This window comes from Afipia broomeae ATCC 49717, from assembly GCF_000314675.2.
Taxonomy (GTDB): domain Bacteria; phylum Pseudomonadota; class Alphaproteobacteria; order Rhizobiales; family Xanthobacteraceae; genus Afipia; species Afipia broomeae.
This window is the reverse complement of record NZ_KB375282.1, coordinates 1,481,134-1,494,756: the sequence shown is the minus strand read 5'-3', so window position 1 is coordinate 1,494,756 and position 13,623 is coordinate 1,481,134. Positions and strand designations below refer to the sequence as shown.

At 59.1% G+C, this 13,623-nt stretch carries 6 protein-coding genes; 5 read left to right on the top strand and 1 reads right to left on the bottom strand.

Going from position 1 to position 13,623, the window contains the following annotated elements:
• The first annotated feature begins 514 nt into the window (after positions 1-514).
• The 5 genes from HMPREF9695_RS06865 (at position 515) to HMPREF9695_RS06845 (ending at position 7,549) form a co-directional block, all read left to right on the top strand.
• Positions 515-2,029, top strand: a complete 1,515-nt coding sequence (locus HMPREF9695_RS06865) for a TolC family outer membrane protein (RefSeq protein WP_051054999.1) — start codon at positions 515-517, stop codon at positions 2,027-2,029.
• A 188-nt stretch (positions 2,030-2,217) separates the two neighbouring features.
• Positions 2,218-4,410, top strand: a complete 2,193-nt coding sequence (locus tag HMPREF9695_RS06860; protein WP_051054967.1) for a type I secretion system permease/ATPase — start codon at positions 2,218-2,220, stop codon at positions 4,408-4,410.
• Positions 4,397-5,647, top strand: a complete 1,251-nt coding sequence (locus HMPREF9695_RS06855; RefSeq protein ID WP_006020097.1) for an HlyD family type I secretion periplasmic adaptor subunit — start codon at positions 4,397-4,399, stop codon at positions 5,645-5,647. The genes HMPREF9695_RS06860 and HMPREF9695_RS06855 overlap by 14 nt, the downstream gene beginning before the upstream one ends.
• A 229-nt stretch (positions 5,648-5,876) precedes the next feature.
• On the top strand, positions 5,877-6,965 hold the full coding sequence (locus tag HMPREF9695_RS06850; RefSeq protein WP_006020096.1) for a transglutaminase-like cysteine peptidase: 1,089 nt from the start codon (positions 5,877-5,879) through the stop codon (positions 6,963-6,965).
• 116 nt (positions 6,966-7,081) lie between these two features.
• Positions 7,082-7,549, top strand: coding sequence for a hypothetical protein (locus HMPREF9695_RS06845; RefSeq protein ID WP_006020095.1), 468 nt, complete (start codon positions 7,082-7,084; stop codon positions 7,547-7,549).
• Positions 7,550-7,655: 106 nt separating this feature from the next.
• Here HMPREF9695_RS06845 and HMPREF9695_RS25235 read toward each other — a convergent pair whose 3' ends face one another.
• Positions 7,656-13,490, bottom strand: coding sequence for an Ig-like domain-containing protein (locus tag HMPREF9695_RS25235; RefSeq protein ID WP_157223912.1), 5,835 nt, complete (start codon positions 13,488-13,490; stop codon positions 7,656-7,658).
• Positions 13,491-13,623: the final 133 nt, after the last annotated feature.

The window sequence follows — 13,623 nt, the reverse complement described above, 5'->3', positions numbered from 1 at the left end:
CCAGAGACTCGCTGAAAGCGTGCCGGCTGGCTGGCGACGCAGTGTTGATCGCGCCCGTCTCCGGGTAGATTCCGTTCTCAGCCCATGAACCGGACTTATTGGAGCGAAAAGCCCGCTCCAACACGCATCCTCGAGGATTCCTTAGTCAGCCGCTGCTTATCGCTATCGCGCTAAATGGGGACGGCCGGCTCGCCGCAATAGCCGATACCTCAAGTTCTCGACTTCGCGCTCGAGGTGATCCAGATTGCGTCCGCCCGGCCAATGCCGAGCAGACATTTTCGCAATATAGTGAAGGATTTCGGGTATTTAAGTACCTTTTAAGTCAAAATTCGTTGCGCTCGCGCCACAGTTCCCGAAACTCGGTAAAGACGTTATTTCGCCCCATGTGTGTTCTGGTAAGGTCAAAACGGTAGTTGTGAAGAAATTTTTAAGTATTTTCGGCGTAGGGGATTTTCTGATGCGCGCATCATTTTTCGCCGTTCCAGCGTTCTTGCTGGGCTGCTCGCTTTCCCCGATGGCTTATGGGCAAGCGTTTTCAATCAACGATGCACTAAAGCAAGCCATAGCGACACATCCCGGAGTTGGAGAGGCGGCGGCTAACCGTCGCGCCACCGAATCGGAATTACGCCAACAACAATCAACACTGCTGCCGCAGGTACGAATCGAAGCTCGCGCCGGCCCGGAACGCTTCAATCAGCAAGTTGTGCCCGCACCGCTGGGCAACGATACATGGCGAAACGGGCGCGATGTTTCGATTGTCGGACGCCAGCTGATTTTCGACGGATTTACATCTCTGAACGAAATCTGGCGACAGTCTGCACGCGTGAACGCCGCTGCAGCGCGCGTCCATGAAAGAACAGAGTTGCTGGCCCTCGACGCCGCCGAGGCCTACATCGATGTCATTCGCTACACCCGCCTGATCACGATTGCCGAAGACAACGTGCGTGTCCATCGCAGCCTGTTTGCAAACGTGCAGGCCCGCTTCAACGGCGGCCGCGCGGGCGAAGGCGATCTAGAACAGACCCGTGAGCGCGTGGAGAACGCGGTGGCGACCCTGGCAGGTTTCCGCCAAAGCCTCGACGAAGCCCGCGCGAAGTATCGCAAGTCGGTCGGCCTTGAACCGTTCAACCTGCGCAATCCCAACCGCCTTCCGGGGCTTCCCAGAACGAAGGATGAGTCGCTCGCTGTCGCTATCAAATTCAATCCCACTATCCAGGCTGCAGAAGCGGATGCGCGAGCGGCGAAGTATGCGTTCCGCAGCACGTCCGGCGCGTTCGTTCCAAACGTGTATCTGGAAGGCCGCGCGGCATCGGGCATCGATGCCAACTCATATGTTGGCAAGCGCGATGATGTCAGCGGAAAGGTTGTCGTAAGCTGGGACATCTTCCGGGGTGGCCAGGATACATGGCGCCGATCCGAAATGGCGGAGCGATATGTTGAAGGAACGATGCGGCACGCGCGGCTTCAGCGGGATGCTGTGGAATCAATCGATAAGGCCTGGGCTGCGCGCACGCTGACCGCAGACCGAATTGCCGCTTTGCAGCGGCAAATCGCGTCCGATCGGAAAGTCATCGTCTCCTACCAGAAAGAGTATGAGCTCGGTCAACGCTCGCTGGTCGATTTGTTGAACGGTCAGAACCAGCTTTTTAACGGGTTCGTCTCACTGGTCTCTTCGCAAAGCGTTGCAGTGTTCGCTGACTATCAGTTGCTTGCTGCCATGGGGGGCCTGATCGAATATGTAAAGGCACCGCCACCGGCCGATTCCGCGCCGCTAGACGTTGAACCTTTCGGTCTGTTCCCCACCAAATTGCCACCTATCATTCTCCACACGCCAAATTCGGGCCCCGAGCCTTTGCCCGTTAAGCGGGTCGAACCGGTTCCAGCTTTGAACTATGCGTCTGCCACTGGATTCAGCCCAGGACCCGGAAACGACAGTTTCTCAGGCCGGTGGCAGGGCTCGAATCCTGCGCAGGAGCTGATCGACGCCGCATCAAAATGGCCAAGCGTCGGGACGCAGCCCGGACGTTGAAACTGCCGGGTTAAGCGTCCGAAGCAAGGGCCAGGAACAGCCGACAAATGCGGGCGCGAGCGCTCCCACATTAGTCTTAACATTAAGGTTTTCTTATCTTTTTAACCGACCGGGCTAGGATAACGCATTGACCCCTGGCAGGACGACAACCCTTGAAACCCGAAGCGGCAATTGAACGAAATGCGTCGATGCCAAGCGGGCCCGAGACCGGTGGTCGCTTAAGGGATCCGCTTGCGTCTGCGCTGGTCTACCTTGCTGGCTTTCATGGACGATCCATTAGCCGTGAAGCCTTGATAGCCGGCCTGCCCATCGTCAACGGCCGGCTGACCGCTACGCTCGTCGAACGTGCAGGCTTGCGCGCCGGGCTCGAGATTGAGCCGGTCAAACGCGCGCTCCTCGACATTCCCGCTCTCGTTTTACCGGTTCTACTGATCTTGAAGGACGGCATGCCGTTGATCATGACAGGCGTCGATGCGGCCGGTGAAACGGCTCACGTCATAGACCCGGAGCGACCCGACGCGACGAAAAATCTCACCATTGCTGCGCTGGCCTCGCTCTATTCCGGCTATGCGTTCCTGGTCAAACCCGCAGCGACAGCTGACGCGCGCACGGTTGCCGCGGGCGATCTCCCTCAATCACACTGGTTCTGGTCCGTGGTCCGCAAATTCGGATCGAATTACGGACATGTTGCGCTCGCGGCACTCCTCGTTAACTTGCTGGCCCTGGCTGCACCGCTATTTACGATGAACGTCTACGATCGCGTCGTCCCGAACGGAGCGATCCCGTCTCTTGTTGCTCTTGCTGTCGGCCTTGGCCTCGCAATCGTTTTCGATTTCGTCATCCGGATTGTCCGAAGCCGGATCGTCGATCTGACGGGCAAGAAGATCGATGTCGTGCTCGCCGCCAATATTTTCGAGCATATCCTCGCAGTGAAAATGGCAAACAGACCGGCGTCTGTTGGCATTCTCGCCAACCAAATGAGGGATTTCGATTCAGTAAGGGAGTTTTTTACATCGGGAACGGTGGTCGCAACCACTGACCTTATCTTTGCGATGATATTTATCGGCATACTCTTTGTTATTGCGGGCCCGCTCGCATGGATTCCCTTGCTGATGTTGCCGATCATTATCGCAACCGGCTTCATTCTCCAGCGGCCGCTCGACCGTGCCATGAAGAGGCTGCAGGCGGAATCGGCTGCGCGGCATGGCGTGCTTATCGAATCATTGTCAGGCATTGAAACCGTTCGCGCCACGGGTGCAGAATCCCGCATGCAAACCCTCTGGGAGCGATCCGTAGCAGCAACGGCGCGCTCGGGCGAAGATGTCCATTTCTGGTCATCGCTTGCCCTGACGATTTCAAGCTCCGCTCAGCAGATCACGAGCATGTTGCTGGTGGTGATCGGCGTCTTCCTGATTCTCGACGGCAAGATCACCATGGGCGCCCTGATTGCCGCAAACATGCTGTCCGGCCGCGTACTGGCCCCGATTTCGAGCCTTGCATCCGTTATCACCCGGGCGACCCAGACAGTAAGCGCGTTGCGTTCGATCGACCGGCTGATGTCACTTGAACGCGAACGCCCGCCGGGTCGCGCTTTCGTAACCCGGAAGATCGAACGAGGCGCCGTCAGTTTCGACAACGTAAGCTTCCGCTACCCTGGCACCAAGCAAAGCGCGCTTGAAAATGTGTCGTTCAAGATCGCTCCGGGAGAGCGAGTTGCCATCATTGGCCGCGTCGGCTCGGGGAAGACGACGGTCGGTCGCCTCTTGACCGGATTCTACGAACCGCTTGAAGGCAGTATCGCCATCGATGGTATCGATTCACGTCAGTATGACCCGGCTGACCTTCGCGCCGGCGTCGGCTTCGTCATGCAAGATACCGACCTGTTCTTCGGAAAGCTGCGTGACAACATCACACTCGGAAAACCGTCAGCCAGCGACGAAGAAGTCATCGAAGTCGCTCGCCTGTCCGGTGTCGAGCAGTTCATCGCCGGCCATCCGCTCGGTTACGATATGCCGATCAGCGAGGGGGGCCGCAGCCTTTCCGGCGGGCAAAAGCAAGCCATCGGCTTGGCACGTGCCATGATCCGGAAACCCAAGATCATCTTCATGGATGAACCGACTGCGCATTTCGATGTACGCAGCGAGGCGGAATTCCTTGATCGTCTGAAATCAATAGCGATGTCCGACATGACGATCATCGTCTCGACCCACCGCCCTTCCCTATTGACGCTAGTCAACCGGATTCTTGTTTTTGAACAGGGCAAACTCGTGGCCGATGGCCCCCGCGAAAGCGTTCTCGCCAGTCTTCAGGCTGGAGCAAAGCGGGCAGCCGAAGCACCGAAGTTCGACAAACCTATCGTGAAAACAAATGCAGCAGTCTGACTTTGCTTTCGCAAATGATATTCGAGCTGCGGTCGAGTTGCGCACGCCGCGCACATCGCGGCTGGTCTTACTGTGTACATTGGCGCTTCTTGTAGTTGGCGTTGTCTGGGCGCATTTTGCCGTCCTCGACGAAGTCAAACGCGGTAACGGCCGGGTGATTTCCTCCCGTCAGACTCAGGTTCTGCAAAGTCTCGAAGGCGGGCTGGTCCTGGAAATTCTGGTGCGGGAAGGAGATATCGTAAAGCAAGGCCAGGTTTTGATGAGAATTGACGACACCAAGTTTTCAGCAGACCTTGGTGAGGTTCGTGAACGGCGCGCGTCAAACGCTGCACGTGTTGCGCGCCTTCAGGCTGAAGTGATCGGCGCTGAAAAGCCCATCTTCCCAGAGGAACTCGTCAAGCTCGCCCCCCAGATCGTAGAAACCGAGCAGAACCTGTTTACTGCGCGCGTGAAGAAAGTATCTCAAGACATCGACGTTCTCGCGCAGCAGGAAACGCGGCTTGCCGCCTCACTCAAACTGCTCAGCCGCGAGGTAGAAATCACCCGCAATCTGTATGCGCAAAAGGTAGTGCCCGAGATTGAGATGTTGCGTCTCGAACGGCAGGCCAGCGAAATTCGTGGGCAACTTGCCGAAACGCAATCGCGCATCACCAATATCAAGACCGCGTTCCGGTCGCAGTCGGAAGAAGATCTGGCTAAATCTCGCGGAGATCTGGCTGTGCTGGAAGAGAATATCAAGTCCGCGCAGGATCGCGTCCGCCGGGCCGATCTCAAATCTCCGGTTAACGGCATTGTCAATAAGCTGAACGTGACCACTGTCGGAGCAGTGGTTCAGCCGGGCGCGAACCTGATGGACATTGTTCCGCTAGATGACAGCCTGCTTGTCGAGGGCCGAATTCGTCCGCAGGACATCGCGTTTATCAGGGCGGGACAGGATGCGGTAGTCAAGATTACCGCTTACGATTCGTCGGTCTATGGCTCTCTCAAGGGGAAGGTCGAGCGTATCAGCGCGGATACGATAGCCGACGACAAGCCCGAGCGCGGTGAAAAGGGCGAAACGTTCTATCGAGTCATGGTTCGCACAGACAAGAACCATCTTGGAACCACCGAAACTCCGCTTCCGATCATTCCCGGCATGGTTTCCACCGTGGAAATTCTGACTGGCGCAAAATCGGTGCTCGATTATGTCGTGAAGCCCGCCCGTATGCTTCGCGATGAAGCTCTTCGCGAGCGTTGAAGCCTTTCGGTAACGAAATAGTCAGCATTAACGCTGCGTTACCCATCGGCGATATTTCAAATTCTACGTATTCTGTTTCTGGCTCTTCACTCTGCGGCGCAGAATACCCGCCCCTGCCCGCGCCGTTTAACGCTGCGCTAGCCGCCTCCATTCAATGATCGCTCCATCACACGGGAACGGGATCAGCTTTTAAGGTTGGCCGACGCTCCCGGGATGCAGGGGCGTTATCATGGCAAGTTTTTCAACGGCGCGTACCGTTACAGGGGTAATTGTTGGCCTCGCGGTTTTGACAGTTGGCGTTTTTCCTGGGGAGGCCGCCTCAAGGGCCAAACCCAGGAAGTATATTTTCGACGACCTCGTTACCCCGTCGATGCTGGAGTCGCCAGTACCGCCGGTCCCGACGCAGGCCGCGACAGGCGCCCGCTTCTTTTCGATCAACAGCGTTTTGGCAAAGCTTGATGGCAAGTCCGTTCCGAACGAGCCCGTTCGACTCGCCTCCGTCGCAAGCGATAGCGTTATTTCGGACGCGCCCAGCGAATTCACCGTTGTCGAGCAGTCACAACTCTCGACAACCGAGCCTTTTGGCCTCTTCACTTTCCGCGCTCCCGAAGGGATGTTGTGGCGCAAGTGGCGCAGCGTAAAGAGCCAGATTGACAAAGAGATGAGCGAGATTTCGAGCTGCAAGGCGAATTCTTCGACCTGCAGTAGCGCTGCCAAACGGTTTATGCTGATGGTCGATGACGTGCGTGAACGCAACGGCGCGGCAAGGCTCGAGACCGTCAATCGCCTTATCAACACCGCGATCCGCTACACCAGCGACCTCATCCAGCATGGCGAGGTCGATCTGTGGTCTTCTCCGCTGGCTTCGCTACGCACTGGCCGGGGCGACTGCGAGGATTATGCAATTGCAAAATACATGGTGCTGCGGGAAGCTGGCATTCCTGAACAGGATCTTCGCATTCTCTTGGTGCGTGACCGCGCTGTCCGTGAGGATCACGCGGTGCTCGCAGTGCGCAAGGATAGCGGCTGGACCATTCTCGACAACCGGCGCGGGACATTGTTCGCTGACAGCGATCTGCCGCAGTTCACGCCGCTTGTGGCGCTGGATACAGGTGGAGTGAGCCTGTTTGCCTCGCCTTATCTGAGCCAGCGCATGAACAGCGACGACAAGGCCTTCGCACCAGCAGCAGCCGATCCCTGGGGTATGGCGCTTCCGAGCGATGCAGCTGTCCAGGACACGGCCGTGAACCTCGACCTAAGCGACATTCAGTCGTCTTCGGGAGCATCGGGACTGACCAATTTTCCGCTTCTGCTCTGACGGTTTTCGCAGCACAGGTGTTCCTTAAGAATACCCACCACTGCACCTGCTATCGCGGTGCGGTGGCAACGGTCGCGTGGTAGACTTCGGTCGGTACAAGACCTACAGGCGTGACTATGGGGACGATCGTGAGCAACAAGATTCTACATGTCAGGCACCGGATTGGAATCGGAAGGGCTTTCGCAACTGGTGTATTGATCCTGGCGGGTTTAGGCGTGTCTGCTCACGCCCAAGATGCTCAAACAGTGGAGCGCACGGCCAAGGGAGCTACGGCGAAGCCAATCCGGGTCGGCGTCTATCTCAATGTGCAGCCGGATTGTAGTTCCGGCGTTCTCCCTACCATCCGCCTTCTGAGCCCGCCTGCGAACGGGACGGTTGAGGTCAAACGCGGGAAAGTCACTGCTACCAACTACAAGCAGTGCCTAGCGCTTGAGGTGCCCGGCTATGTTGCGTTCTACAAATCAAAGACTGACTTCATCGGCGTGGATGTCGTGACGCTTGAGGTCAAGTATCCGAACGGCCGCACCGAAGTACAAAAGATCAGCGTCACTGTCGGCGACGGCAAAGGCGGACGAAACATTTGAATAGGAAAGCGCGGCGAAGCAAAGCCCCGCATCAGGCATCCGTCCGAAAAGCCAAAGAAAAACCCGCCGGTTCGCTCCGGCGGGTTTGTTCGTCTTGTGAGGTGGCTTAGGTCGTGGCCGCCAGATGGAGCTGATGCTCGGTGCTGGCGAACGTGGCGTTGATGATGTCACCATGGCTGGTGCCGGCAAACCCCGCAAGCACGGCTACATCGTGTGAGCCGCCGGCGAAATTGCCCTGACCGGTGGTGTCGACCTGAACGGTGACATCGTTGCCGGACTGAGCGAGGTGGACGAAGTTCTCCACATTCGAGCTCGGCGCAAAGACCTGATCGAGAAGTGCAGAGAGATCGATCTTGTCACCTTCCGCATTGTTGAAGTTAAGGATCGTATCGGCGTGTCCCAGCGTGCTCGCCGGCAGCGCGAACGTATCCGCGACGCCGTTCGTGCCGGAGACCGTATGGCTGCTGTTATTGCCATCCGTGATTTCCCCGAGCGAAGCATTGAGGTTGACTTCCACGAACGAACCCTTCGAGCCATCGGCATAGGTGAAGGTGCCGTTCGCAGCAATCGACTGGCCATCGATAGCGCCCGTCCCCGCCGTTGCAGCGAGATCGATGCCGGTGATGCCAAGGCTGGTCAACGACAGCAGTTCGCCCACATCGGTGATTCCATTGTGGTTGGCATCTTGCCAGACCGAGAGCTTAGCAAAGGCCTGATCCTTGCTGTCGACCACGCCGTCCTGGTTGCTGTCGAGGCTGGCGAGTGCCGCAAGACCATCGGCAAAGTTTCCGCCCGCGAAGTTCGGGGTAAACAACTCGCTGCCGCTGTCGATCTTGCCGTTACCGTTGATGTCGAGCGCCAGCATGCCGTCGTGACCATTGGTCCACGCAACATGGTCCTTCACCCCGTCGTGGTTGATGTCGAATTGAACACCATTCTCCTGCGAGGTGAATGCGAAGCCGTTGTGATCGAGGTCGAGCACAACGGGGTCGACGCTAGTCGTTCCAGCCACGCTGAATTGGTCGCCGGATGCCGTGAGTGATGTTGCATTCACCCCGACAAGGTCAATGAGAACGTCATTGCTGTTTGGATTTCCACCGTTGTTCTGGGCACCGTTGTCGCTGCCCTGAATGTAAAGGAAGGTGTGATCGACACCACCGATCATCGCGGCGAAGGCGACCGCAGTTCCCGTGGTGCCGATGTCGACACCCTGAAGGTACTGAACGGCAGCCGCAACCTGAGCCAACGTGGTGAGCTGATACTCCGCACTATAGCCTACGCCGGTGCTGCCACCGGAACTTGGCGCATCATCGAAAGTGATGATGCCGTTCGTAATGCTGTGCGAGCCGATCACTCGGCCACTTTCAACCTGCAGGCTTGAGTTCGTTCCGTTGCCTGTTGCATTGACGGCGACTGAAGCGCTGGCAAAGCTGATGCGCTCGCCAGAGCTTGGCTTGAAGTCCGTGATGGTATCATAACCGGTGATCAAGCCGCTTGTGCCGGAACCGGTAATCGAGAGAACGCTATCACCAATGGCAAAGCTGAATGTATCGGTTCCTCCACCGCCGGTAAGCGTGTCGGCGCCCGTACCGCCGTCGATCCAATCATTGCCGGCGCCGCCTTTGATGGTGTCGTTGCCATCAAAGCCGTACATCACCTGGTCGTTGTTGACCGCACTGCCGTCCATCGCGGTATTGTTACCGTTGGTGCCGAGCCAAAGCGTCAATTGCTCGACCCGGTTGTTCCCAGCCGAATCTGACACAGTTGACCCGCTCACGGTCACCGTCTGTACAGTGCTGAAGCTGAGGCTGCTGGTCGACACGACGCCACCGTTCGTGATCGACAGGGTCTCGTTATTGGTCCCGCCAATACTGACCGTCTGGCTGCCGGTACCGTTAAAGCTAAAGGTGCCGGCCTCGTTGCTGGTCAAAGTCAGCAATGTTGAACCGCTGCTGACCGTCGTATTGCCGCTGCTCGTGCCGGCGGTCAGCCCTGCGTTGCCCGTGAAAACGATGTCGGTCGGCGCTGTCGCGTCGATGGTTGCCGTGCGTGCAGGCGTCGTTGTCGTCTGGTTACCCACAGCATCTGTGGCGACGGCGGTGAAGCTGTGAGCTCCATCACCCAGGGCGGTCGTTGTGTACGACCAGTTGCCGCTGTTCACCGTGGCGGTGCCCAACAAGGTGCTGCCGTCGTAGATCTGGACTGACGACACACCGCTTCCGCCGGTGTCGCTCACCGTGCCGGACAACAGCAATGTATTGTCTTTCGTGGTGCCGCCGCCGGAGATGGTCCCCGTCGCGCCGGTATCAGTGGTGATCGTGTTGCTCATCGTGACCGTCGGCGCTGTCGCGTCCACAGTTGCGGTCACCGGTGTTGCGGTCGTGAATGTGTTTCCGGCACCGTCCGTCACCTTGGCCGTGAAGCTGTGCGACCCATTACCCAAAGCGCTGGTCGTGTAGGACCAGTTGCCGCTGTTCACCGTGGCGGTGCCCAGCAAGGTGACACCGTCATAGATCTGGACCAGTGACACACCGCTTCCGCCAGTGTCGCTCACCGTGCCGGACAGCAGCAGGGTATTGTCCTTCGTGAGGCCGCCGCTGGTGATGGTTCCTGCCGCACCAGTGTCGGTGGTGATGGTGCTGCTCATGGTTGCCGTCGGCGCGGTGATGTCGACGGTTGCAGTTACTGGCGTTGCGGTCGTGGATGTATTTCCGGCACCGTCTGTCGCCTTCGCCGTGAAGCTGTGGGCTCCATCGCCCAAGGCCGAGGTCGTGTACGACCAGTTGCCGCTGGTGACCGTGGCGGCGCCCAACAAGGTGGCGCCGTCGTAGATCTGGACTGACGACACACCGCTTCCGCCGGTGTCGCTCACCGTGCCGGACAACAGCAACGTGTTGTCCTTCGTGGAGCCGCCGCTGGTGATGGTGCCCGTCACGCCAGTGTTGGTCGTGATGGTGCTGCTCATGGTCACCGTCGGCGCGGTTGCGTCGATGGTTGCAGTTACTGGCGTTGCGGTCGTGAACGTATTGCCGGCACCATCTGTCACCTTCGCGGTAAAGCTGTGCGACCCGTTACCCAGAGCCGATGTCGTGTACGACCAGGCACCGCTGGTGACCGTGGCGGCGCCCAACAAGGTGGCGCCGTCATAGATCTGGACCGTGGATACGCCGCTTCCACCGGTGTCACCGACCGTGCCGGACAGCAGCAGTGTGTTGTCCTTCGTCGTGCCACCGCTGGTGATGGTTCCCGCAGCCCCCGTATCGGTGGTGATCGTGCCGCTCATGGCCACCGTCGGCGCGGTCGCGTCGACGGTTGCGGTTACCGGCACTGCGGTCGTGAATGTATTGCCGGCAACGTCGGTCGCCTTAGCCGTGAAGCTGTGGGCTCCGTCGCCCAATGCTGAGGTTGTGTACGACCAGTTGCCGCTGTTCACCGTCGCGGTGCCCAGCAAGGTGACACCGTCATAGATCTGGACCAGGGACACACCGCTTCCGCCGGTGTCGCTCACCGTACCGGACAACAGCAATGTGTTGTCCTTGGTGTTGCCGCCGCTGGAGATCGTACCTGTCGCGCCGGTGTTGGTGGTGATCGTGCTGCTCATGGTGGCCGTCGGTGCAGTGGTGTCAACCACCAGCGTGCCCGTCGGATTGACGCCATTCGCGCCGGTCAGAGTCGCTACGTTTCCTGACGTATCTGTGATAACCGCACCACCCAAGGTGACGGCCGAAGCCGCCAGCGCCAAGTCCGCTGTCGTCTGGCCGGTGGCCGGAGTGTAGGTGAAAATGAGCGTATCGGTGCCCGAGCCTCCCGAATAACTCGCTGTCCCGCCGGTATTGAGATTCAGAACCGGCGAGCCGCTGGTCGTATCAACAACAACTGCCTCGCTGAACTTGACAGTTAGGGTGACCGCCTCGCCCAGAGCCAGCGCGCCGTCGTTTGCTCCATAGGCCACAGAGGTCACTGTCGGCGGGATCAGATCGATGGCCAGCACGCCGGCCAGGTTCTTGGTGACACCACCTTCGAACTGAAAGCTTTCGAAATTGGTGAACTCGTCGGTGATGGTGCCAGCACCGCCGGCATGGGTGATCTTCACGCCACCGGAAATCGCCTCGATCCCAGTGATTTCGCTGACGCTGAAATCCAGCTTCACGATGTCTGCGGTGGTCTGAGCGCCACCGTCGGCAATCACCTTGTGAGGATCGCTGTTGCCGCGCTGTGTGAGATCGAGAATATCGTCGCCCGTGCCGCCATGGACGGTGACGGTCGAGGTGTCGAGGGCAGTACTCGCCAGCGAGCCGATGTATTGAATGTTCACGCCGCCAGGGCCGGCGGTAATGTCGATGTCCTCGACACTATCCATGCGTATGGAGCCGCCATCCGACATGGTGACGATGATATCGGTCGAGTTCGGGCCTGTGGCCGGCACGATATCGGTGCCTCCCGTCGCCGCAGCGATGGTGACGGTGCCGGTGGCGCCGGTGATGTACAACGTGTCCGAGCCGGTGCCGCCATCGACGGTGTCCTTGCCGTCGCCTTGCGCGTAGTTGATCTTGTCGTTGCCTTCCTGGGCGAAAATGATGTCGTCGCCCGTGCCGCCGGTAATGGTGTCGTCACCGCCGGTGCGACCGCTTTCCGTGGCCAGTTCACGTTGATGCGAAGCAATATAGGCGAGTGTGTCGGCGCGCGTCCATTGCGCGCCGTCGCCACCCGGGTCATTAGCCGTGGTGAATGCGGTGGTCGTACCTTCAAGTGCTGCAAATACAGCCCAGCCGGAGCCGGCCGGATATGTCGCCGCAGACAAGCCCGCCGCGGCCCTGAGAACGTCGGTGTTCATGACATCGCCGTAGATGATGTCCTTGCCGGCGCCACCGTTGATGATGTCGTTACCCGCCGCGGACTGTACGACGCCGCTGCCGGCCAGGCTGCCGACAACGCCGGTCAGGTCGCTGGGATTCACCACATTGGTGTAGGAATGGCCGCTGTCCAGCGCGTTGAGCGCGTCCACTGCGCTCTGGCTACCGGCTACGTTGAGGCCGACGGCCTCGATTGTGTAGCCGTATTGGCCGGCGCCCGTACCAGTGATGGTATTGATCTGCGCCGCGGTCGCGTCGGTCGTCGGCTCGCCATCCGAAATGAAGATCACCTTGTTGACCGAGGCAGCGCTAAGCGGACTTTCCGCAACGCCATCGCCGCTAAGTGAGGTGGTACCGGTAGCTACGGTCGTGCCGCCGGGCGTGAGATAGTCGATCACCGCATCGAGGCCGCTCGCATAGCTGGTGCCGCTGCCCGGATCGGAGCCGATGTACAGATGCTTACCGGTATTATCGATCGTGCTGTCAGCGTTCGCTGCGTCGAGCGCGGTCGTTAAAGCAGACAGGTTCTTTGTGCTGCCCGACACGATGTCGAACACGCCCAGTTCCTTGTATCCGCCGCCAAAGGCGAATAGGGCCACCCGCACATTGGCGGCACCTGAATTGTAAAGGCTGTTGAGTAACGCTCCCACCGCCTGCTGCATCGCCGTCATCTGCTGGGCGGTCAGGCTGTTCGTTGTGTCGAGGATCAGCACCACATTGGCGCTGGCACCCGCAGAGATGGTCGGCGTCGCGCCCGGATCTCCAACGACGGTGTCGTCGCCCGCGCTGCCATTGATCACACCCCTTACGTTCGGCGACGTATCGACGAAATGCGGCGGGTCACTGGGATTGTCGTCGCTGTCGTTGGAGCCGACGAAGAGCTGCGCCGTTGCGGTCAGAGAAATGGTGAGATTGGCTTGATTGCTAACGTCACCGTCGCTGTCGGTCAGGGTGTAGTGGAAGGTATCGGTGCCGCCGGAGTTGGACGTGCGAGTATAGTCGTAATTGCCATTGGCATCGATATGCAGGGTGCCGTACGTGCCGGTGACGTTGAAGCCCCCATTGCCGTCAGAAACACCACTCGTCACGCCACCGATGTGAGCGCCGTCAGCGCCCTGCTTGTCGGCGCCGCCGGTACCTGTACCGCTGCTGATAGTGCCAGCGATCAGATTACCGGAGGCATGCGAGCCGACCGCCGCCGTCCCCAGGCTGTTGGTGTCG

Bases quoted from the DNA above. Each gene is read 5' to 3' on its own strand.
- HMPREF9695_RS06865 (WP_051054999.1), top strand. From the start codon at position 515: ATGGCTTATGGGCAAGCGTTTTCAATCAACGATGCACTAAAGCAAGCC.
- HMPREF9695_RS06860 (WP_051054967.1), top strand. From the start codon at position 2,218: ATGCCAAGCGGGCCCGAGACCGGTGGTCGCTTAAGGGATCCGCTTGCG.
- HMPREF9695_RS06855 (WP_006020097.1), top strand. From the start codon at position 4,397: ATGCAGCAGTCTGACTTTGCTTTCGCAAATGATATTCGAGCTGCGGTC.
- HMPREF9695_RS06850 (WP_006020096.1), top strand. From the start codon at position 5,877: ATGGCAAGTTTTTCAACGGCGCGTACCGTTACAGGGGTAATTGTTGGC.
- HMPREF9695_RS06845 (WP_006020095.1), top strand. From the start codon at position 7,082: ATGGGGACGATCGTGAGCAACAAGATTCTACATGTCAGGCACCGGATT.